Origin of the sequence: Pedococcus bigeumensis, assembly GCF_039531795.1 — a bacterium.
GTDB lineage: Bacteria > Actinomycetota > Actinomycetes > Actinomycetales > Dermatophilaceae > Pedococcus > Pedococcus bigeumensis.
Window position 1 is genome coordinate 372,197 of record NZ_BAAAQS010000005.1, and the last position, 21,426, is coordinate 393,622.

Genomic DNA, 21,426 nt, shown 5'->3' on the forward strand with positions numbered 1-21,426 from the left:
GAGGTCCCGGCCGCTGAGGTCCCGGCCGCTGAGGTCCCGGCCGCTGAGGTCCCGGCCGCTGAGGTCCCGGCCGGCCCGCCCGCCGAGACGCCGACCAGTCGCGCAGCGGCCCGTCGTGCGGCCGAGCCCCCGACCGAGCCCCCTGTGGACCGCGTCCCCGAGCCGGTCCCCACGCCGTCGACCCCGGAGGAGGCCATCCGCGCCCTCGCCGACGGTCGCCACCAGCAGCCGCACGACCTGCTGGGGCACCACCTCGACGAGGAGGGGCTGCTGATCCGCACCTACAAGCCGTTCGCGTCGTCGGTCGGTGTGCGGTTCCAGGACGGCGAGCACATCGAGCTGCTGCACGAGTCCGACGGCGTGTGGGGCGGCATGCGGGTCGGGGCCACCCAGACCCAGGACTACCGACTGCTCGTCGCCTACGCGGACGGCATCGAGCACGAGATGGACGACCCCTACCGGTTCGCCCCCACCCTGGGGCCGATCGACCTGCACCTGATCGGCGAGGGCCGACACGAGGAGCTGTGGACCGTCCTCGGCGCGCACGTGCACGAGTACCCGGGTCCGATGGGCACCGTCGTCGGCACCTCGTTCGCCGTATGGGCACCCCGTGCCCAAGCGGTGCACGTCGCCGGTGACTTCAACGGCTGGGACACCCGCAGCCACGCCATGCGGTTGCTCGGCGAGTCCGGGGTGTGGGAGCTGTTCGTGCCCGGCGTCGGCGACGGCACGCTCTACAAGTTCCTGGTCCGCGGCGCCGACGGCAAGGTGCGTGAGAAGGCCGACCCGATGGCCCAGGCCACCGAGCTCCCGCCCGGTCGCGCGTCCTCGGTCGTCCAGTCCCGCTACGCCTGGAACGACGACACCTGGATGCAGCAGCGAGCCGGCAGCGACGCCCACAAGGCACCGATGAGCGTCTACGAGGTGCACCTCGGCTCGTGGCGCACCGGGCACGGCTACCGCGACCTCGCCGAGCACCTGGTCAACTACGTCGCCGACCTCGGCTTCACGCACGTCGAGTTCATGCCGGTCATGGAGCACCCCTACCCGCCGTCGTGGGGCTACCACGTCACGAGCTACTACGCCCCGAGCGCGCGGTTCGGGCGACCCGACGACTTCCGCCACCTCGTCGACCGCCTGCACCAGGCCGGGATCGGCGTGATCCTCGACTGGGTGCCGGGACACTTCGCGACCGACCCCTGGGCCCTGGCCCGCTTCGACGGCCTCCCCCTCTACGAGCACCCGGACCCGCGCAAGGGCTGGCACCCGGAGTGGGGCTCCTACATCTTCGACTTCGGCCGGATGCAGGTGCGCAACTTCCTCGTCGCCAACGCCGTGTACTGGATGGAGGAGTTCCACGTCGACGGCCTGCGGGTGGACGGTGTCGCCTCGATGCTCTACCTCGACTACGCCCGGAAGGACGGCGAGTGGGTGCCCAACATCCACGGCGGCCGGGAGAACCTCGAGGCGGTGGGCCTGCTCCAGGAGGCCAACGCCACGGCATACAAGCGGGTGCCCGGGATCGTCACGATCGCCGAGGAGTCCACGTCCTGGCCGGGCGTCACCAAGCCGACCAGCTCTGGTGGCCTCGGGTTCGGGCTGAAGTGGAACATGGGCTGGATGAACGACTCCTTGAAGTACCTCAAGGAGGACCCGATCCACCGGCAGTACCACCACCACCTGCTGACCTTCTCGCTGATGTACGCCTACAGCGAGAACTACCTGCTGCCGATCAGCCACGACGAGGTCGTCCACGGCAAGGGGTCGCTGCTGCGCAAGGCTCCCGGGAGCCGCTACGACCAGCTCGCGACGGTGCGGGCGTTCCTCGCCTACATCTGGAGCCACCCGGGCAAGCAGCTGATCTTCATGGGCAGCGAGTTCGCGCAGGAGGCCGAGTGGGCCGACGGGCGCCAGCTCGACTGGTGGCTGCTCGACCACGCTGCGCACTACCGCGTGCACAACCTGGTCAAGGAGCTCAACCGCGTCTACCGCGCGAACCCCGCGCTCTGGGCGCTGGACTCCGACCCGGCCGGGTTCGAGTGGCTGGACGCCGACGACAACGCGTGGAACACCTACTCCTACCTGCGTTTCGGCACGCAGGACCGGCAGGGCGCCGTCGTCGCCGTGGCGGTCAACTTCGGCGGCCTGGCCCGGGACCCGCTGCGGATCGGGGTGCCCCGTCCGGGCGACTGGAAGGTCATCCTCGACACCAGCGGCTACGACGAGTTCGGGACGCCGAGCCAGGCGGAGGTCGTGGTGACCGCACAGGAGCACGGCGCGAACGGCCAGCCCTGGTCGGTCGAGGTCCGGGTGGCCGCGCTGTCGACCGTCTACCTGGCGCCGGTGGACGCGGAGGGAAAGGCACTGGCCGATGAGTGACCCGCGCGCAGGACAGCTCGCCCAGCCCTCCGACCTGGTCGACGTCGCCCACCTGGTGACTGCCTACTACACGCTCTCCCCCGACCCCGACGACCTCGACCAACAGGTCGTGTTCGGCACGTCGGGGCACCGTGGCTCGAGCCTGAAGACGGCGTTCAACGAGGCGCACATCCTCGCGACCACGCAGGCGATCTGCGACTACCGGAAGTCGCAGGGCTACGACGGCCCGCTGTTCATCGGCCGCGACACCCACGGGCTGTCCGAGCCGGCGTGGGCCAGTGCCCTCGAGGTGCTCGCCGCCAACGACGTGATCGTGCTCGTCGACGACCGCGACGGCTACACCCCCACCCCGGCGGTCAGCCATGCCATCATCCGTGCCAACGAGGGCCGCACCACCGGTTCGGTGCTCGCCGACGGCATCGTCGTCACCCCCTCGCACAACCCGCCGTCCGACGGTGGCTTCAAGTACAACCCGCCGCACGGTGGGCCCGCCGACAGCGACGCGACCAAGGTCATCGCCGCCCGGGCCAACGAGCTGATCGCGGGTGGGCTCGACGGTGTGCGCCGGATGCCGTTCAGCCGGGCCCGTGCCCACGCGCAGCCCTACGACTTCCTGGGCAGCTACGTCGACGACCTGCCCCACGTCGTCGACCTCCAGCGGATCAAGGACGCCGGGGTCCGGATCGGCGCCGACCCGCTGGGTGGCGCCTCGGTCCACTACTGGGGCGAGATCGCCGACCGGCACGGCCTCGACCTCACCGTGGTCAACCCCCTGGTCGACCCGACCTGGCGGTTCATGACCCTCGACTGGGACGGCAAGATCCGGATGGACTGCTCGTCGCCGTCGGCGATGGCGTCGCTGATCGCCCGCAAGGACGAGTACGACATCGCCACCGGCAACGACGCCGACTCCGACCGCCACGGGATCGTCACCCCCGACGGCGGCCTGATGAACCCCAACCACTTCCTCGCCGTCGCCATCCAGTACCTGTTCGGTGGTGCCCGCCCCGACTGGCCGAAGGACGCTGCGATCGGCAAGACGCTGGTGTCCTCGTCGATGATCGACCGCGTCGCGGCCGACGTGGGCGGTCGCCTGGTCGAGGTGCCGGTGGGCTTCAAGTGGTTCGTCCCCGGCCTCATCGACGGCAGCTTCGGCTTCGGCGGCGAGGAGTCTGCCGGCGCCTCCTTCCTGCGCCGTGACGGCCGGGCCTGGACCACCGACAAGGACGGCATCCTGCTGGCGCTGCTGGCCTCCGAGATCCTCGCCGCGACCGGGCAGAGCCCGAGCCAGCACTACCGCGAGCTCACCGCCAGGCACGGCGACCCGGCCTACGCCCGCATCGACGCGGCGGCCAACCGCGAGCAGAAGGCCAAGCTGGCCGCGCTGTCCCCCGGCGACGTCGCCGCCGACTCCCTCGCGGGCGAGCCGATCACGGCCAAGCTCACCGAGGCTCCCGGCAACGGCGCGGCCATCGGTGGCCTGAAGGTGACGACGCAGAGCGCGTGGTTCGCCGCCCGGCCGTCCGGCACCGAGGACGTGTACAAGATCTACGCCGAGTCGTTCCGTGGCCCTGAGCACCTCGCGCAGGTGCAGGCCGAGGCCAAGGAAGTCGTCGGCGCGGCCCTCGGCGACTGAGCGCGGACCGAGCCCGCGAGAATTCGGAGGCATCCTCCGGAACAAACCGGAGGCATGCTCCGTTGGAACGGACATGACGCCCTCGAACACACCACAGACGCCCGGGCCTCGCACTCTGCCGCGCACGGGTAGCTCCCGCCCCAACCTCGCCACCCTCGACCAGCTCCGCGGGCTGCGGCGCCCCCGGCTGATGCAGCCCGAGGCACGCCGACACCAGCTCGAGCAGGAGTGTCGGGCCTGTTGAGGCCCCGCACCGCACACGACACCGCATGACCCGAACGGGCCCCGCCAGCTGGCGGGGCCCGTTCGGCGGTGAGGGGGCGCCTCGGGTGCGGGCTCAGTCGGTCGGGACGGCGGGTGCGGGGCCGCTGACGACGGTCTCGTCGACCGCCGAGCTGCCGCCGTCGAGCCGCGACTGCTCGTCCTTCACCCACATCCGCGTCAGCCCGCCGAAGTGACCCTCGAACTTGTCCCACTCGTGCTTCGGGTAGGTCGTCTGGATCGTCTCGCTCAACAGGCTGCGGAAGTCGTCGGAGTCGACCCACTGCAGCACCATCTCGTCGATGTGCGGCAGGGCCGCGTCGCAGAACTCGCGGTAGTGGTCGGTGTCGAAGTGCGCGTCGGCAAGCCCCTGGTAGGCCGCCAGCTTGCCGCCGTAGTCCAGGCCTGCGTCGTCGGCCACGCTGAACCACGGGTCGGTGTCCACCTGGGTGCGCGCCTTGCGTCCCGTGGCCACGCAGAACACCGACCACTTGACCAGGGCCTTCATCGCCCACGGGAAGTAGTAGTGCAGCGACGTGACCGCCACGTCGGGACAGGCGTTCGCGTAGTCGATCGGGTAGACCACCCCGTCCTTCACGAGCATCTCGCAGGAGTTGAACTCCCACCGGAAGAACGCGTTCACCGTCTGCGCGATGGTGACTGCCTCGGTGCCGACGCCCTCGGACAGGAAGCCGTGCTCCACGGCATACCGGTTGTGCATCGGCTCGTCGGGCTGGAACTTCATCACCATCGTCTCGGGGCCGATGGTCAGGGCCCGCGCGAACACCTCGAAGTCCTTCACCGACGCCTGCAGGTGCATGAGCATCTCACCCGACTCGTCGTAGGCCTTGTGCAGGTCGTCGACGTTCTTGACCTGCGACACCCCGCGCCAGCCGCCGCCGTCGAACGGCTTCATGAACAGTGGGTAGCCGATCTCCTCGGCGATCTTGTCGAGGTCGAAGGACTTGTTGTAGCGCTCGGCGGTGTAGGCCCAGCGGACGTTGTCGATGGGGTTCTTGTAGGGCACCAGGACGGTCTCGGGCACGTGCATGCCGAGCCGCAGCAGTGCGCAGTAGGCGGAGTGCTTCTCCATCGACTGGAAGGTGAACGGGCTGTTGAGCAGGTAGACGTCGTCCATCAGGGCGACCTTCTTGAGCCACTCGCGCGGGTGGTAGTACCAGTAGGCCAACCGGTCGATGACGAGGTCGTGCCGTGGTTTGTCGCGCAGGTTGAACGGCTCGATCGTCACGCGCTCAGTGTTGACCTGGTGGCTCGCGCCGTCGGGTCCGGTCAGGACGCCGAGCCTGCCCGCGAGGGTCTCGAACGCGCGCGGCCAGTCACCCTCCGCGCCCAGCAACAGTCCGATGAGGTGTTCCTGAGTCTTCGCCATGCGACCCATCCTGTCGGCTCAGGTGTCCGGCCGCGACCCCTTGCGGGGCCCGGGTGTCAGAACAGCGCGCTCATCAGCGCGGTGCGCGCCTTGCGCACGCGCTCGTCGTGCGACCCGACCACGGCGAACAGCTGGAGCAGGTGGTTCCTGGCCTGCTCGCGCTCGTCACCGGAGGTCGCGCGCACGAGGTCGATGAGGCGCAGGAAGGCGTCCTCCACGTGGCCGCCGAGCACGTCGAGATCGGCGACCAGCCCTTGGGCCGCGACATCGGTGGGGCGGTCGGCCGCGGCTGCCCGCGCCTGCTGCAGGTCGGCACCTTCGGTGCGCTGCATGAGGCCCACCTGGGCCAGGCCCAGCTCGGCGTCGGAGTCAGCAGGGTTCTGCTTGAGCGCCTGCTGGTATGCCGCGGCGGCGCCCTCGAGGTCGCCGCGCTCGATCGCGTCGTAGGCCTCCTGGTGCAGGGGCGGGAGCTGCTCCTCGACCTCGGCCGTAGGCGCCCCCGCGGCGAGGTCGACGCGGCCGGCCACGCCGTGCTGCACGGCCAGGGCCAGGAACTCGTCGAGCACCGGCCGCAGCGCCGACTCCGGCTGGATGCCGGCGAACATCGGCACCGGCTGCCCCTGGATCATCCCCATCGTCATCGGGACGCTCTGCACCTGGAAGGCACGCAGCAGCGTGGGGTTCTGCTCGACGTCGATGCTGACGACCTGGAAGCGGCCCTCGTAGGTGCCTGCCACCGACAGCACGGTGTCGAGGTAGTCACGCGACTCGGGGATCTGCCCGGCCCACAGGATGAGGAGCATCGGCACGCTGACGGAGGCGTTCGCGATCTCCTGGAAGGTCGCGTCGCTCCCCTCGACGACGACACCGGTGCGGCCTGCGACTCCGCCAGCCGGCGCTCCGGGGGCGGCCGTGGCACCTGGAGCGGCAGGGGCGCCCGGAGCGGCAGGGGCCGCGCCGGCGGCGGGGCCAGCAGCAGGGCCTCCCGTCGGGGGCTGGTTGCGCAGGGCGGTCAGGTCGACGGCGCCACGCAGGCCACCGGAGGTCAACGGCTGGTCACTCATGTCGGCGATTGTCCCTCACGTGCCCTTGGCCGAGAACAGCACCTCGTCGGCAGCGACGACTCTGGCCCTGCCCTGGGCCGGCACGGTGAAGACGACGGTCTCGTAGGTCTTCAGCCTGGCGCTCTTCGTGAGCGTCTTCTTGCGCACCAGGCGCTGGAAGTCGGTGCTCGGCGTGAGCGACTTCCCGCCCTTGGTCAGGGTGATCGTGTCGGTGCGCTCGATGAGGCCGAAGACCAGCGCTCCTCCACCGCGCAGCGCGATGGCGACCGTGCTGTCGGGCTCGACGGTGTGGACCTGCTTGAGGGTCGCCAGCTTGCCGAACGCCTTGGCCTGCTCTGCGGCGTGGGCGCGGACGGCCGCCGAGAACGGGTCGGCGGGGACGACGTCCTTGGCGGCTGCGGGCTTGGGGTAGCCGAGGCTCGCGGCATACTCCGTCAGCAGGGCGGCGGGCTGCACGGGCAGCGTCCCGCCCGTGGTCACCACGGGCGACCCGGCGTTGAGCGAGTCGAGCGCCGCGACGCTCGCGCCCGGCTGCATCGGGACGGCGGCGCTCAGCCGGAAGGGCGTCTTCGCGTCGGGCGAGACGAGCAGGTTGAGCACCGCGCCACCTTCGGCGGTTGCGGTCTGCACGAGGATGAGCCGGGGCCAGGCCGTGCCGCGCGAGACCGCGAGGACCTTGGGCGGGTCGGTGCGCGTGAGCGGTGCCGGTGGGGTGGCCGCGCCGGACTCGAGTCGGCTCGCGGCGTTGGCGACGGCCAGCGCGCTGCCGGTGAGCGCCTCGGTGCGAAGCTGCTGGGCGTCAGCGGGCTTGGCCGCAGCCGCCTCGGCCGCCTTCGCGAGGACCCGGGTGGCGATGGTCTCGGCCGTGTCGGGCGAGATCGGTGCGGTGGTCGTCACCTGGGCGGGCGCGTCGTGCACGCCGACCAGGCCCGGGCCGGCGCCGCACCCGGCAAGGGCGAGCGCGAGGGTGGCCACGGCGGCCAGGCGAGTGGTGCTGCGGCTCATGCGGTCACCTCCGGGGTGGGTGCGTCGTTGTCGGCCTTCGTTTCGTCGGCCTTGGGCTCGTCGGTCCTGGGCTTGTCGGCCTGGGGCTCGTCGGCCTTGGTTTCGTCGGTCCTGGGCTCGTCGGTCGTGGGCTCGTCAGCCTGGGGCTCGTCGGCGGGGCGCGGGCGCCGCGGTTGGGCCTGCCAGAGCAGGGCCACGCCGGTCACGGCCGCGAGCAGTCCCACGAGGGTGACGAGCAGGGCCTGGAAGAACCAGGTGCGCCGCTCGACCGTCACGGTCACCGAGGTGAGGTCGACCGGGGTGCCGTCCGGTGCTGCGATGACGACGGACTCCGGCGCCCCGGTCTGTCCGACGCTGAGGTGCACCCGGCCCTGCCCGGTCGCGGTCTGGCGCCAGACGTCTGCGCCGGCGAGGGCGGGAGCAGCCCCGGCCCCGGCCCGCGAGGTCACCAGGCTCCAGCTGCGGACGTGGGCGCCGGTGACCGACGTGCGGTCGGCGCCACCCACGATCGCGTCGGCGTCGACGGGAGTGGTCCGGCCCATCCAGATCGTCGTGCCCGGCGCAGCGACCGCCGTCACGGTGGCCGGGGCGTCGACCCGGTTGAGCACGGACGGCTCCACGACGACCAGCGCCCCGCGGGCGGGGGTGGTGCGCAGCGTGGCGCTGCCCGACGAACCGAGGTGCACGGTGAACCAGGCACCGACGGACACGAGGACGAGTCCGATCACCGTCAGCGCCGCGGACAGCACGCGTTTGGCGACCATCGACACAGTTGAAATCCTTACGTGAGCGGGCCGGCCAACGGGGGTTCCCCGCAGCCGGCATTCACACCACCATGGCTCAGTCTCCCCCACGACGACAAATCCCCACCTCCGTCAACGACCGCTGTGACGACGGCTTCGGTGGCATGATCGCGCGTGATGACCACACCCTCACGGCCCGACCGAGCTCGCCGTCCCGGACGCCCCCGCGAGGAGGCGACCGAGCAGGCGATCACCGCCGCCGCACGCCAGGTGCTCGCCGACAAGGGCGTGGCGCGGATGTCCATGGAGCACGTCGCCGCCAAGGCCGGTGTGGCGAAGAGCACGCTCTACCGACGCTGGCCGTCCAAGATCGAGCTCGCCGTGCACGCGGTCGCGGCCACCTTCGACGAGATCGAGATCACCGACCACGGGTCGCTCGAGGCCGACATGCGCGCGGGCATCGGCGAGGCCGCCCGGCTGCTGCGTGACCCCTCCACCGGCGGCGCGTATGCCGCATTGCTCGCCGAGTCCGCCCGTGACCCCGGCGGGGTCGGCCAGCGCGTCCGCGAGTCGCTGTCGACGCGCCTGCACGCCCTCGTCGCGATCTCGGTCGAGCGCGCCATCGACCGCGGGGAGATCCGCCGCGACATGATCGACGTGGACCTGCTCGCCGACGTGGTGGTCGGGTCGGTGATGCACCGGGCGCTGGCCACGGGCGAGCCGGACGAGGCGTTCGTCAACGGGCTGATCGCCCTGCTCGCCGACGTCGCCTACGCCCGACTGCGCCGCGAGCAGCGGACAGGGGACCAACCCGGCTAGAAGCGGGCGGGCTCGCGGTAGATGCCCCACTCGTCGCGCAGCGCGTCGCAGATCTCGCCCAGCGTGGCCTCGGCCCGGACCGCGTCGAGCATCGCCGGCACCATGTTGTCGTCGGTGCGGGCGACCTCGACCATGTGCCGCACGGCGGCCCGCACGGCGTCCTCGTCGCGGTCGGTCTTGCGGGTCTTGAGGGTGGCGACCTGCTCGCGCTCGACCTCGTGGCTGACCCGGAGGATCTCCAGCTCGTGCGTGACGGAGGCGGTGTGGCAGTTGACGCCGACGACCTTCTTGTCGCCCTTCTCCAGCGACACCTGGTACTGGAAGGCGGCCTCGGCGATCTCGGACATGAACCAGCCGTCCTCGATGCCGCGCAGGATGCCGGAGGTCATCGGACCGACGGCGTGGTCGATCCCACCCTCGGCGTTGAGCGGCTTGCCGAGCTCGCCCATGGCCCTGATCTTGTCGAAGATCGCCTCGGCCTCCGCCTCGATCTTGTCGGTGAGGGCCTCGACGTAGTAGCTGCCGCCGAGCGGGTCGGCGACGTTGACCACCCCGGTCTCCTCCATGATCACCTGCTGCGTGCGCAGCGCGATCTCGGCCGCCTGCTCACTCGGGAGCGCGAGGGTCTCGTCGAGGGCGTTGGTGTGCAACGAGTTCGTGCCGCCGAGCACTGCCGCGAGCGCCTCGACAGCGGTGCGGACCACGTTGTTGTAGGGCTGCTGGGCGGTGAGCGAGACACCGGCGGTCTGGGTGTGGAACCGCAGCCACTGGGCCTTGTCGGTCTTGGCGCCGTAGACCTCGCGGAGCCAGCGCGCCCAGATCCGGCGGGCGGCGCGGAACTTGGCGATCTCCTCGAAGAAGTCGAGGTGGCTGTCGAAGAAGAAGGACAGGCCGGGCGCGAAGGTCTCGATGTCGAGGCCCCGCGACAGACCGAGCTCGACGTAGCCGAAGCCGTCGGCGAGGGTGAACGCGAGCTCCTGCGCGGCCGTCGAACCCGCCTCGCGGATGTGGTAGCCGGAGACCGACAGCGGCTTGTAGGCCGGGATGTTCTCGGCGCAGTACTCCATCAGGTCGCCGATGAGGCGCAGGTGCGGCTCGGGGGCGAACAGCCACTCCTTCTGCGCGATGTACTCCTTGAAGATGTCGGTCTGGAGCGTGCCGTTGAGGACCCCGAGGTCGACGCCCTGGCGCTCGGCGGCGACGAGGTACATGCAGAAGACCGGGACGGCCGGGCCGCTGATCGTCATCGACGTGGTGATGTCCTCGAGCGGCAGCCCCTCGAAGAGCACCTCCATGTCCTTGGCCGAGTCGATGGCCACGCCACAGTGACCCACCTCGCCGAGGCTCATCGGGTCGTCGGAGTCGCGACCCATCAGGGTGGGCATGTCGAACGCGACCGACAGGCCGCCGCCCCCGCGCTCGAGGATCATCTTGTAGCGCTCGTTGGTCTGCACCGCGTTGCCGAAGCCGGCGAACTGCCGGATCGTCCACGTGCGGCCGCGGTAGCCGGTCGGATAGAGACCGCGGGTGAAGGGGTACTCCCCCGGCCAGCCGATCCGCTCGGGCACCTCGGAGCCGTCGGCCGGCCCGTAGACCGGCTCGACCTCCATCTGCGACAAGGTGGTGAAGTCGGCCTCCCGCACCTGCCCCTTGGCTCGGGCCGCGTCGTAGCGGGCCTGCCAGCGGGCGGCCCCGTCGCTCGTCGCAGGGGTGGTGGGTGCGGGGTTGTCGGCCATGCGCGTCAATTTACTAGGACGTCCTAGTAAATGTCACGCCGGGACGCAGCCACGCGGCATACCTCCGCTGGTGGGGTATGCCGCGGGGCGGGTCAGGCGTCGAAGTCGGCGGCGCCGACCCGGACCTTGCGCAGCAGGTCGAAGAGCTGCTCGTGCTCGGCGGCGGACAGCATGCCCAGCCCGAACTTGTGCTGCACCAGGTCGGCGGTCGCGGCCTCCATCGCGTCGCGACCGGCCGGCGTGATGACGGCCAGGGTGCCGCGCCCGTCGTCGGGGTTGGGCACCCGCTCCACGAAGCCCTGGGCGTCGAGCCGCTGGACGATGTTGGTCGCGCTGGTGGGGTGGACCATCAGGCGCTGGCCGATCTTGCTCATCCCGAGCCGGCCGTCCCTGCTGAACGCGAGCAGCACCAGCGCCTCGTACCGGGCGAAGGTGAGGCCGTGCCGCCCGACGATCGCGTCGTAGTCGGTGATCAGCAGCTGCTGCACCCGCATGATCGACGTCGCACTGGCCATCGCCAGGGGCTGCGAGGTGCGCCCCCACCGACGGGTCCACAGCTGCGCCGCACGCGTGATGGGGTCGAACGGCAGGCGGATCGGCTTCGGCACGCGCAGCAGGCTAGCCGGGTTACGAGCTGGGGGTGCGGATCGTCTCGAGCTGTCCGTCGTCGAGACGGATCTCGCCGTCGGCCTCCTCGGCCGCCTCAGGGTCGTGCGTCGCCATGATGACGATGGCCCCGCGCCGTGCCTCGGCCCGCAGGAGGGCGAGCACGCGCTCGCGGTTGTCGTGGTCGAGCTCGGAGGTGGGCTCGTCGGCGAGCAGCACGTGTCCGCGCAGGGCCAGCCCCCGGGCGACGGCGACCCGCTGCTGCTGGCCGCCGCTCAGCTCCTCGGCGAGGTGGCTGCCCGACTCGTGCAGGCCGACCGACTCGAGGGCGGACTGCGCCCGGCGCTGCGCGTGGTCGGGTCGCACGCCACGCGCCAGCAGGGGCAGCGCGACGTTCTCCTGGGCGGAGAGCAGGACGGCCAGGGCGCTGCCCTGGGGGATGACCTCGATCCCGAGACGCGCCGCCTGCGCGCGGTCACGCACGATGTCTTCGCCCAGGCGCACCACGCCCTCAGAGGCGACGGCGCCACCGATGGCCCACAGCAGCGACGACTTCCCGGCCCCGCTGTGACCGGTGACGGCGATGAACTCGCCCGGGTAGGCCTCGAAGGTCGCCTCGGACACCGCGACCGTCGAGCCGTAGCGGACGGTCACGCCCTCCACGCGCAGCGGCGGCGACTCGACGTCGTCGAGCACCTCCGGCCCATCGGCCCTCGTCGTCCGGTCACTCACCGGTCTCACCCCTCCCCTGCGGGATCAGTGTCCACACGCCGTCGACCTCTGCGACCCGGACCAGGGCACCGGGCGGGAACGCATCCACCGCCGCCGGGGGAAGGGGAAGCGACCCGTCGGCCGACACCACGGCATACGCCTCGCCGGAGCGGCCCTCGCCGCCGACCCGGCCGTCACGGATGGTGACGGTGCGCGGGAGCCGCGCGGCCACCTCGGGGTCGTGGGTGACGACGACGACGGTGGTCCCCCACTCCTGGTTGACCCGGTGGATCGTGTCGAGCACGAGGTCGCGCGAGGAGTGGTGCAGCTGGGAGGTGGGCTCGTCACCGAGCAGGAGCCCCGGCCGGCTGGCCAGGGCGACCGCGAGCGCGGCCAGCTGGAGCTGTCCGGGGGGCAGTGAGTCCAGCGGCGCGGTGGCCGCGTGGTCGAGCCCGACCAGCTCGAGCACCTCCCCTGGAGGGGGCACCTCACGGCCCGCGCGGCGAGCGGACCGCTGGGCGAACTCGACGTTCTGACGAGCAGTGAGGTAGGGCAACAGGTTGCGCGCCGCGCCCTGCAGGACCAGGCCCACCTCGGCGGCCCGGAACCGGTCGAGGTCCGCCTCGGTCATCGTCGACAGCTCGTGCTCACCGACCAGCACCCGCCCGGCACTCGGCCGCATGAGGCCGCCGAACAGCGTGAGCAGGGTCGACTTCCCGGCGCCGGACGGTCCGAGCAGGCCGACCACCTCGCCGGGATGGACGGTGAGGTCGACCCCGGACAGGGCGGCCACGTCGTGGCCCTCCGCGCGGTAGATGTGGACCAGCCCACGGGTGCTCACCCGCAGCCCGCCGGCGGGCGTACCGGACGTCACGACGCTGTCGTAGCTCACAGCGACTCCCTGATCCGGCGCAGGGTGATCCGTCGGCCGGCGCCGACCGCGGCCAGCCAGCCGACGGCGACGAGGACGAGTGCTGCCCCGGCGGCCGAGCCAAGGATGGCGAGCGCGTCGGGAGCCAGCTCCAGGGCCGGCACCGGGTCGGCGGCGCTGTCGAACAACGGGACCAGGGGCATCGCCACCCAGGAGCTGACCGCGCCGCAGGCGACGCCGACGACCGTGCCGACGACGACGAGCACGACCTGCTCGCGCACGAGCGACCGGCGCAGCTCCTTGAGCGGGACCCCCGACATGTGGAGGGCGGCGAGGTCACGGGCCACCACCCGCCAGCCGGTGACCGTCATGACCAGCACGACGAGGGCGGCGAGGAGCACCCCCATCCCGCCGGTGAAGACGGCCAGGCGCAGGCCCCAGGCGGACGCCGACTCGTCGAGGCGGTCCTTGGCAGCCGCCGTGCTGTGCCGCGCGAGCACTCCCACACCCTGCGCCTGCAGCTTCTCGGCCACGGCGTCGGCGCTGGCCGGGTCGGCGACCCACACCGACAGCGTCCCGGCGTCCGGGAGGCGACCGCCGAGGCGCGCGAGCGTCTCGTAGTCGACGAGGACGCCCCGGTTGCCCAGCACCGGGAGCGTGTCGACGGTCTGTTGGGCCGCCGCGACCATCGGCGTCCCGTTGAGGCCGATCGCGTCGAAGCCCTGCGCCGTGCCGCCGGGGGGGACCGGCCCGGCGAGCAACCCGGGCACGACCGCCGGCACGTCGGCGTGCGTCAGCTCGACCGCGAACCCGGTGCTGTTCAGCTCGAGTGCGAGCGTGTCGGGCCCGGCGGGCACCTGTTCGAGCTTGTCGCTGGTGCTGGTCGGCGGGGCGACGAAAGCATTCCACTGGTTCGTCGCGGCGATGCCTAGCGACTTGCCGTCGACCCCCAGCCCGGTGATGCTCAGCTTGCCACTGACCTGGCTGACCTGCTCGTCGGTCTTGCGGAACTCCAGGCCGTCGAGCCGGCAGCCGTCGGGGCAGAGGAGGAGCCCGTTGAGCTCGGCAGATCCCTTGCCCTGCAACGGCACCTGGGCGATCAGCCTGGTCAGTCGCTGGCCCGTCGGGGTGGTGACGTTGATGCGCAGCTCGGACGGCTCCTCGGACCCGGGGCCGGTCGTGGGTGAGACCGGGGCGCCGGACTGCCCGGGCGGTCGAGGCGTCGAGTCGTCGCCGGGGATGGTGAGGTCCCAGGCCAGCCGGCCGGTCACGCGCGTGCCCGAGAGCTGGACCGGCTCGATGTCGGGAGGGGCGAGGGCGCCGAGCCGGTAGGGCTCGCCCGGGGGCGCGAACGAGGTCTCCTCGAAGTCCTTCGTGACGACTGCCATGGTGGCGGTCGAGCTCCGGTCGGTCTGCCGCACGATCGCGACCGGGCTGGCCAGGGCGCCGGTCGGGTCGATGCCGCGGACGGTGGCGAGCAGGCTCGCGGGGTTGTGGCTGTCGGTGTCGATCACGGCAGGGGCGCCGGTCTCGACCTCGGCCCGGGCTGTCCAGTTGCGGTCGCCGACGACGATGGCGTTGGCGGCGAAGACGGTGAGCGCCACCGCGACGCTGACCACCGTGACGACCTTGCGCAGGGTCGGTCGCCGCTCCAGCCCGAAGGCGGTGAGGGCGGGCCCGATCCGCCCCCGGCGCAGGCTCGCGCGCCCGCTGGCACCGGCGACGGGGACCGCGAGCCGGGACGCGACGAGCCCCGCGGCCAGGGCGACGAGGGTGGGTGTGACCAGCGCCAGCGGACCCTCGAGGGAACCGGTGGCCAGGCCGATCAGGCCGAACGCAGCGAGCGCCACGGCCAGGACGTCGACGATCCCGAAGGCCCGCGCGCGCTCCCTCGACACCCGGCGTAGCAGTGCCGACACGGTCAGCCGCTGGACCGGTCGAGCGGCCAGCCAGATCGCCACGGCACACACGACGGCCGAGACCGCCAACGCGACCACGGACGACCACGGCACCTCGAACGGGACGCCGTCGGGGAGGAGGAGCTGGCGCACCAGCGTCGTCAGCAGCAGGGCGAGGCCGAACCCGATCGGCAACCCGATCGCCACGGTGGCGGCCAGCTCACCCATGACGATGCGGCCCGCGCCCTCCCGGCTGCGGCCCCGGAGCCTGGCCAGCGCCACCTCCGGTCGACGCTGCTCGACGGCGGCCTGCGCGACCAGCAGGAGGATCGCCGCGGCGAGCAACCCGAGCTGGGCCATGAGCAGCGGCACGATGACCCGCAGCTGGTGCTGGCCGACCCGGATGCCGTCGATGATCTTCGGCAGCTGGGTCTCCACGAGCGCGCCGTCGACGCCCCCGGCGCGGTTGCCTCCCCTGTCGGCGAGGACGTCGGAGATCTCTTGCAGGTTGCCGAGCGTGAACAGGTCGCGCTTGAGCGGGAAGGTCAGCGTCGCCTGTGCCACGCTCCAGTCGCGGGTGAAGGTGGCCTCGGTCGTCACGAAGTCGTCGATCGCCGGCACCCGCTCGAGGCCGACGTCGATCTGCGTGCCCGACTTGCCGTCGAGCTGGGTGCGCTGCCAGTACGTCTCGTCCGGCACCACCTCGTAGGCCCCGACGACGGTCAGCTTCGCGGTGGGCCGCTCGGTCTGGCTGATGCTCGGCACCGGCGTCTCGAAGGTCGTGCCGAGCGGCCACTTCCAGGCCGCCAGGTCCTTGGCCGAGACGAGCACCTCCCCGACGGCCCTGGGGCAGGAGCCGGTGGTGATCTTGAGGTGCTCGCAGACCCGGTCGCGAGCCACGAGGTCACCGGGCGACTGCTTCAGCCCGGCGCGCGGCACGATGTTGATCGCGTCGGACATCTGCCCGACCGGGTCGCCGTAGAGCACACGGACCGACCCCGGCACGTTGCCGCCCAGGGCGGAGCTGACGAAGGTCGGGTTGGCGGTGCCGCGCCCGCTGCGAACGACGAGCGCGGTGTCCGCCACGCTGGCCGAGTTGATGCTGGAGCGCAGCAGCGACTGCTCGAGAGCCCGCTGGTAGAGCGGTGCGAAGACGGCGCAGGTGGCGACCAGCGCGGCGAGCAGGACGAGCACGACCGCCTGGGCCCGGCGATATCTGATCGCAGCCCACATGCCGTCAGTGCCTCCGTGTGTCCGGCGGATCAAACCCCCACGGGGCGTCCCGTTCCCGCTCGACCCTAAGGGCCTTTCGTCCGGGATCGGGCCACATTCCGGCAACGATTCACGGTCGCGCGGTCGCGGGAGCGCAGGTGTTGCGGGGCTACTCCAGCGCGTCGATGGCCGCCTCGAGGCGGTCGAGCTTCGCGGTCAGCTCACCGGCATACCCGTCACGGATGTCGGCCTTGAGCACGAGGCTGACGCGCGGACCGAACGCCGCCACGGCGTCGACGGCGCCCTTCACGACCGCCATCACCTCGTCCCACTCCCCCTCGATCTCGGTGAACATCGACGAGGTGCGGTGCGGCAGCCCGGACTGGCGCACGACGGAGACGGCGGCGGCGACCGCCTCACTCACCGAACCGGTGGAGTCGGCGGGCACGGACGGGGCGACGGAGAAGGCGACGAGCATGAGCCCACCGTATGCCGCGTTGCTGGGCCCCGTCGCACCCCCCGGTGCGACGGGGCCCGATCCCCCAGGTGCCTCAGCCGTCGACGTGGCGCTGGTAGGACAGCACCGCCTCGACCCGGCGGAAGCCGAGTTCGACGTTGACGCCGACCATGTGGGCGTTCTGCTCGGCGTTGCAGGTCTGCACCCGCTTGGTCTCGGGCGCCACCTCGGCCAGACCCTGCAGGCCGCGGACCTTGACCGCCATGCCGAGGCGGTGACCCCGGTGGTCCTTGCGCACCAGGGTCCCCCACTGCATGACCTCGTCGGGGTCGTCCGCCGACACCACCAGGTCGTTGTAGGCCACGACCTCGCCCGACGGGTCGATCGCGACGGTGTGCAGCATGGTGCGGCCCTGGGCCTGCAGCCGACCCAGCTCCTCGCGGTAGGTCTCCGGGCTGAGCGCCTCCTCCTCGAAGTCGATCTCGCCGGTCGGGGCGTCCACGGCCAGCTGGTTCCAGCACTCGCAGTAGGAGGCCTGCAGCTCGTCCGGCAGCGGGGCGCGGTGGAACTCGATGCGGTAGCCCTCGTGGTGCTCGGCGGCGTCGGCGGCGAGCGCGGACAACCGCTCGGGGTCGAGGGGCACGTCGAGGATGCGGCGGATCTCGGTGTTGGCGTAGGTGAACCCGTGGCGCTCGGCGAACCGCGCGTGGGGGTGGCCCTCGCGGGCGTCGTCCGGCACGTTCGTCTCGATGAGGACCGTGCGGCGACCATCCGCACGGGTCCGCTCGATCACCCGCTCGAGCAGCGCGCTGCCGACTCCACGGCCGCGCAGCCGGGGGTCGACGTCGAGCTCGGCCCAGGTGAACTGGGTGTTGTCGAGCAGCGGGAACCACAGCAGGACCATGCCTGCGACGCGACCGTCGACGAGGCCCACGATCGGCTCCAGGCGCTCGACCGTGCTCTCCGTGCGGAGCATGACGGTCATCTCGCGCAGCGACCAGGTCTTGCCCCACGGGCGCTGGTGCTTCTTGGAGGCGTCGGTCGCCTCGTGGGCTGCCGCGACCTCGGCGTCGTCGTCGATGTCGAGCGGGCGCACGACGACGCCCTGCATCGCGTCCCGCAGGGCCGGCGGTGAGTCCGTCGTCGTCTTCATGCCTCGAGTGTCCGACCTGGACCGGCGCCGCGACAACGGCTTTTCCGGGAGGGGCTCTGCCCGGAGGGGCTTTGCCGGAAGGGCCTTTGCCGGAAGGCGGGGCCCTGGCGACCCCTCCGGATGGCTGCGGTGTCACGGAGCGAGGTAGGCGTGGACCAGCGCGACCGTCGCGGCGCCCTCACCACTCGCGGAGGCGACCCGCTTCATCGAGCCCGCCCTGAGGTCACCGGCCGCGAAGATCCCCGGGACCGTCGTCTCGAGGGCAGCGGGCGGGCGACCGTCCGACCAGTGGTCCATCGGCACCTCCCTGCCGGTGTAGACGAACCCGCGCTCGTCGCGCACGACCTCCTCGGGCAGCCAGTCGCCGCACGGGTCGGCCCCCAGCAGGAGGAAGAGCCCGCCCGCGTCGACCCGCTCGGTGCCATCCGGCCCCGACAGCTCGAGCCACTCGAGCGCCGAGCCGCCGCCACCGCCGACGACCCGGGTGGAGGGGCGGACGCTGATCCGTGGCGTCGCGTCGATCTCCCGGATCAGGTAGTCGGACATGGTCGCCCGGAGGTCGGGCCGCCGCACGCAGAGGGTGACGCTCGCGGCATACCGCGCGAGGTAGACCGCCGCCTGGCCGGCGGAGTTGCCACCGCCGACGACGAAGACGTCGCGCCCCTCCATCTCGCGTGCCGCGCTCGTCGCAGCGCCGTAGTAGACACCGAGCCCGACCAGCTCCTCCAGGGGTTCGATGCCGAGACGCCGGTACGTGACTCCCGTCGCGACCAGCACGGCCCGCGCCTGCAGCTCACCACCCTCGGTGCGCACGACGTGGGGCTCACCGCGCCGCGCTGCGGGCACGATGCCCTCCGCGGCGACCCCCGCGTAGATGCGCGCCCCGAACCGCGTCGCCTGGAAGCGCGCACGCTGCGCCAGCCGCATGCCGGAGATCCCCCGCGGGAAGCCGAGGTAGTTGCGGATCATCGAGCTGGTGCCCGCCTGTCCCCCGACGGCGTCGGACTCGATGACGACCGTGTCGAGGCCCTCGGACGCGCCGTACACCGCGGCGGCGAGGCCAGCCGGCCCCGAGCCGATGACGACGAGGTCGATGAGGTCGTCCTGGTCCATGGTCTGCGGCGACCCGTAGACCGCTCGCGCCACCATGCGGGCCGTCGCACCCTCGATGACCTGGTTGACGATGCCGGAGGCGACCACCGGAAAGGCGGGCGAGGCGCCGCTCTGCACCGATGGCAGCTCCGACAGCACCCGGCGGCCGACCTCGCTGTCGGGAGGGTAGACGCGGTGCGGGAGCCCCATCCGGTCGAGGAAGTCACGGATGCGGGCCACCTCCGCGCGCGACCCGCCCTCGATGATCTGCACCCCCTCGACCTCGGGGGTCGAGGCGGTCCAGCCCCAGTCGGACAGGTACTCGGTGACGGCGGTGTGGAACTCCTCGTCGCGAGGCCCTTGGGGGATCAGCAGGTAGGTGTCGATGCGCCCGCGCCCCAACGCTTCGCGGAGCCTGGCCAGCGAGAGGTTGTAGTCACCCCGCGTCGTGAGGCAGATCCGGCGGGCGGCCGGGAGCAGGGTGTGCAGCTCGTCGAGCAGGTCGAGGCCCACCTCCACGCCCGGCAGGGTCCAGCCGACACCGAGCAGCGCGACGGGTTGTTCGTCGGCGATGGCCTGGCGCACGAGCTCACGCCCACCCTCGGCGTCGTCGGCGCAGAGGATGTCGTAATCCCTTGCGTAGCGGGCGAACTCGCTGTCGACAACCGGGATGTGCTCGCCCGCGACCACGAGGACGATTGCCGGACGAACGCGAGCCGGGGTGGTCATGACCCTGGCGTCACTGCGGCTTGTCGCTGTCGATGAGCCACGCGTCGCCGTCGCGGACGAAGGTCATCGCGTGCGTCTCGTCGCTCTTGCTGCCGTCCTTGGGCTTGAAGGTCAGCTGGACGGTCGCCTTGTTGGCGGCGGCGTCGGCCGAGACCTGACCGACGTCGACCGAGTCGATGGTGCTCCAGAAGCTCTCGTAGCCGTCGCGGCCGCCGGAGGCCTGCTGCATCGCAGGAGTCAGCCGGGCGAACGTCTCGTCACGCTTGTTCGCCTTGGTGACGTCGCGGTAGTAGGACTCGATGAAACGGGTCAGCTTCGCGTCGTCCTGGGCGGTGTTCGCGGTGGTGGTCGTCGTCGTGGTGGTCGAGGACGAGGAGCTCGAGGAGCTGCTCGATGACGACGTCGTCTTCGAGGGGGTCTGGGTCTGGGTCTGGGTGGAGGTGACGGTGGTGGTCTGGCCGGGGGTCGGCTTGTTGGTGCCGAACCCGTCGGTCAACAGGTAGGCGATCCCGAGCGCGAGCAGCGCCAGGACGACCAGGGCCACGATCCAGCCGGCTGACCGCGAGCGTCCGTCACGGCGGTCGTCGTAGCCGCGGTCGTCACGACCGTCGCCACCGCCGTCGAAGCGGTCCAGCGGGTCAGGGACCGGAGCAGGGACCGGCACAGGGGCCTCGAGCCGCTGCGTGCTCTCCAGCGGCGCGCCGAGGACCTCGGTGGCTGCGGCAGCCGCCCCGGCCCCGGCCAGGGCCGTCCCCGCCGGCAGCGCCATGGTGGCGTCGCCGTGGGCGATCCGGTCGAGCCGTTCGGAGGCGGTGGCCATGTCCCAGCGGCGGTCGGGGTCCTGGTCCATCATCGCGGCGATGGCGCCGCCCATCGGGCCGGCCTTCTGCACGGGTCGCGCTTCTCCCCGGGCGATCGCCTGCAGGGTGGCCAAGGGGTTGGCCTGCGACTCGTAGGGCGGCTGTCCCTCGACGGCGTAGTAGAGCGTGGCCCCGAGGGCCCATACGTCGGACGCCGCCGTCGGGTTGCCACCCCTCGCCAGCTCGGGCGAGAGGTAGCCGGGCGTGCCGGTCATGAACCCGGTCTGCGTCAGCTGGTCGTCGGTGTGCGCCCGGGCGATCCCGAAGTCGCTGATCTTGGGAGTGCCCGCCAGGTCGATGAGGATGTTCCCCGGCTTGATGTCGCGGTGCACGATGCCCCGCTCGTGGGCGCGGGCGAGCGCGCTGGCGACCGCCGAGCCGATCTCAGCCACCCGGGTGGGGGGCAGCGCGCCCACCTCACTGATGCGCTCGGCGAGGCTCTGGCCCTCGACGTACTCCATCACCAGCCAGTGCGAGTCGTTCTCGTCGACCACGTCGAACACGCCGACCGCATGGGGGTCGTTCAGCGAGGCGGCGATCCGGGCCTCCCGCATGGCGCGCGCGGCTGCGGCCGGCTCCCCCGGCAGGGCACCGATCTGCTTCACCGCGACCTCTCGACCGAGCACCGTGTCGAGACACAGCCACACCGTGCCCATCCCACCGCGACCGATGGGACGGACCACCTCGTAGCGTCCGGCGATGACCTGGGGCTGCACTGGGGTCCTTTCGATGGGGTCCGACGATCACCCTATTCGTCGCGGCGCTCCTTGACACTCCGCGGGACCCCCGTGCGACGCTGCAGTG

General features: G+C 71.8%; 16 protein-coding genes. 3 read left to right on the forward strand and 13 right to left on the reverse strand.

Translation table 11 applies throughout. From position 1 onward, the window contains the following. The first annotated feature begins 144 nt into the window (after positions 1 to 144). Both glgB and pgm read left to right on the forward strand, forming a co-directional pair. Positions 145 to 2,379: a 1,4-alpha-glucan branching protein GlgB gene (glgB, locus tag ABD262_RS17480; protein WP_344138955.1), complete on the forward strand. Its 2,235-nt coding sequence runs from the start codon at positions 145 to 147 to the stop codon at positions 2,377 to 2,379. After that, complete coding sequence (gene pgm, locus ABD262_RS17485) at positions 2,372 to 4,015, forward strand: phosphoglucomutase (alpha-D-glucose-1,6-bisphosphate-dependent) (RefSeq protein WP_344138956.1); 1,644 nt, start codon at positions 2,372 to 2,374, stop codon at positions 4,013 to 4,015. Before glgB ends, pgm begins: the two co-directional genes overlap by 8 nt. A gap of 337 nt (positions 4,016 to 4,352) precedes the next feature. Here pgm and ABD262_RS17490 read toward each other — a convergent pair whose 3' ends face one another. The 4 genes from ABD262_RS17490 to ABD262_RS17505 are packed head-to-tail and all read right to left on the reverse strand — an operon-like array spanning position 4,353 to position 8,505. Then, positions 4,353 to 5,666 (reverse strand): ATP-grasp domain-containing protein, encoded by a 1,314-nt coding sequence (locus ABD262_RS17490; protein ID WP_344138958.1) that lies wholly within the window; start codon positions 5,664 to 5,666, stop codon positions 4,353 to 4,355. A 56-nt stretch (positions 5,667 to 5,722) separates the two neighbouring features. Then, on the reverse strand, positions 5,723 to 6,730 hold the full coding sequence (locus ABD262_RS17495) for a tetratricopeptide repeat protein (protein WP_344138960.1): 1,008 nt from the start codon (positions 6,728 to 6,730) through the stop codon (positions 5,723 to 5,725). A 15-nt stretch (positions 6,731 to 6,745) separates the two neighbouring features. Beyond that, on the reverse strand, positions 6,746 to 7,735 hold the full coding sequence (locus ABD262_RS17500; RefSeq protein ID WP_344138962.1) for a DUF8094 domain-containing protein: 990 nt from the start codon (positions 7,733 to 7,735) through the stop codon (positions 6,746 to 6,748). Beyond that, complete coding sequence (locus ABD262_RS17505; RefSeq protein WP_344138964.1) at positions 7,732 to 8,505, reverse strand: hypothetical protein; 774 nt, start codon at positions 8,503 to 8,505, stop codon at positions 7,732 to 7,734. The genes ABD262_RS17500 and ABD262_RS17505 overlap by 4 nt, the downstream gene beginning before the upstream one ends. 150 nt (positions 8,506 to 8,655) lie before the next feature. On the opposite strand from ABD262_RS17505, the gene ABD262_RS17510 reads away from it, so the two are divergent. Beyond that, on the forward strand, positions 8,656 to 9,297 hold the full coding sequence (locus ABD262_RS17510) for a TetR/AcrR family transcriptional regulator (RefSeq protein WP_344138966.1): 642 nt from the start codon (positions 8,656 to 8,658) through the stop codon (positions 9,295 to 9,297). Here ABD262_RS17510 and icmA read toward each other — a convergent pair. The 9 genes from icmA to ABD262_RS17555 form a co-directional block, all read right to left on the reverse strand. Beyond that, complete coding sequence (gene icmA, locus ABD262_RS17515; RefSeq protein WP_344138967.1) at positions 9,294 to 11,033, reverse strand: coenzyme B12-dependent isobutyryl-CoA mutase large subunit; 1,740 nt, start codon at positions 11,031 to 11,033, stop codon at positions 9,294 to 9,296. The two genes, ABD262_RS17510 and icmA, sit on opposite strands and share 4 nt — an antisense overlap. Before the next feature lie 92 nt (positions 11,034 to 11,125). After that, the gene (locus tag ABD262_RS17520) at positions 11,126 to 11,641 is read right to left on the reverse strand and encodes a MarR family winged helix-turn-helix transcriptional regulator (protein WP_344138969.1); all 516 of its coding nucleotides are present in this window, start codon (positions 11,639 to 11,641) and stop codon (positions 11,126 to 11,128) included. A gap of 19 nt (positions 11,642 to 11,660) precedes the next feature. Further along, a complete protein-coding gene (locus ABD262_RS17525; protein WP_344138971.1) occupies positions 11,661 to 12,371 on the reverse strand; it encodes an ABC transporter ATP-binding protein in 711 nt (236 codons plus the stop codon). After that, the gene (locus ABD262_RS17530; RefSeq protein WP_344138973.1) at positions 12,364 to 13,242 is read right to left on the reverse strand and encodes an ABC transporter ATP-binding protein; all 879 of its coding nucleotides are present in this window, start codon (positions 13,240 to 13,242) and stop codon (positions 12,364 to 12,366) included. Before ABD262_RS17530 ends, ABD262_RS17525 begins: the two co-directional genes overlap by 8 nt. Then, a complete protein-coding gene (locus ABD262_RS17535) occupies positions 13,239 to 16,352 on the reverse strand; it encodes an FtsX-like permease family protein (RefSeq protein ID WP_344138975.1) in 3,114 nt (1,037 codons plus the stop codon). The genes ABD262_RS17530 and ABD262_RS17535 overlap by 4 nt, the downstream gene beginning before the upstream one ends. Before the next feature lie 148 nt (positions 16,353 to 16,500). Beyond that, the gene (locus ABD262_RS17540; RefSeq protein ID WP_344138977.1) at positions 16,501 to 16,809 is read right to left on the reverse strand and encodes a thiamine-binding protein; all 309 of its coding nucleotides are present in this window, start codon (positions 16,807 to 16,809) and stop codon (positions 16,501 to 16,503) included. Between the two features lie 73 nt (positions 16,810 to 16,882). Further along, on the reverse strand, positions 16,883 to 17,941 hold the full coding sequence (locus ABD262_RS17545) for a GNAT family N-acetyltransferase (protein WP_344138979.1): 1,059 nt from the start codon (positions 17,939 to 17,941) through the stop codon (positions 16,883 to 16,885). 132 nt (positions 17,942 to 18,073) lie between these two features. Beyond that, positions 18,074 to 19,762: an NAD(P)/FAD-dependent oxidoreductase gene (locus ABD262_RS17550; RefSeq protein ID WP_344138981.1), complete on the reverse strand. Its 1,689-nt coding sequence runs from the start codon at positions 19,760 to 19,762 to the stop codon at positions 18,074 to 18,076. 10 nt (positions 19,763 to 19,772) lie between these two features. Continuing rightward, entirely contained in the window at positions 19,773 to 21,338 is a 1,566-nt protein-coding gene (locus ABD262_RS17555) for a serine/threonine-protein kinase (protein ID WP_344138983.1), read from the reverse strand. Positions 21,339 to 21,426 lie beyond the last annotated feature (88 nt).

Bases quoted from the DNA above. Each gene is read 5' to 3' on its own strand.
- pgm (WP_344138956.1), top strand. From the start codon at position 2,372: ATGAGTGACCCGCGCGCAGGACAGCTCGCCCAGCCCTCCGACCTGGTC.
- ABD262_RS17490 (WP_344138958.1), bottom strand. From the start codon at position 5,666: ATGGCGAAGACTCAGGAACACCTCATCGGACTGTTGCTGGGCGCGGAG.
- ABD262_RS17495 (WP_344138960.1), bottom strand. From the start codon at position 6,730: ATGAGTGACCAGCCGTTGACCTCCGGTGGCCTGCGTGGCGCCGTCGAC.
- ABD262_RS17500 (WP_344138962.1), bottom strand. From the start codon at position 7,735: ATGAGCCGCAGCACCACTCGCCTGGCCGCCGTGGCCACCCTCGCGCTC.
- ABD262_RS17510 (WP_344138966.1), top strand. From the start codon at position 8,656: ATGACCACACCCTCACGGCCCGACCGAGCTCGCCGTCCCGGACGCCCC.
- icmA (WP_344138967.1), bottom strand. From the start codon at position 11,033: ATGGCCGACAACCCCGCACCCACCACCCCTGCGACGAGCGACGGGGCC.
- ABD262_RS17535 (WP_344138975.1), bottom strand. From the start codon at position 16,352: ATGTGGGCTGCGATCAGATATCGCCGGGCCCAGGCGGTCGTGCTCGTC.
- ABD262_RS17540 (WP_344138977.1), bottom strand. From the start codon at position 16,809: ATGCTCGTCGCCTTCTCCGTCGCCCCGTCCGTGCCCGCCGACTCCACC.
- ABD262_RS17545 (WP_344138979.1), bottom strand. From the start codon at position 17,941: ATGAAGACGACGACGGACTCACCGCCGGCCCTGCGGGACGCGATGCAG.
- ABD262_RS17550 (WP_344138981.1), bottom strand. From the start codon at position 19,762: ATGACCACCCCGGCTCGCGTTCGTCCGGCAATCGTCCTCGTGGTCGCG.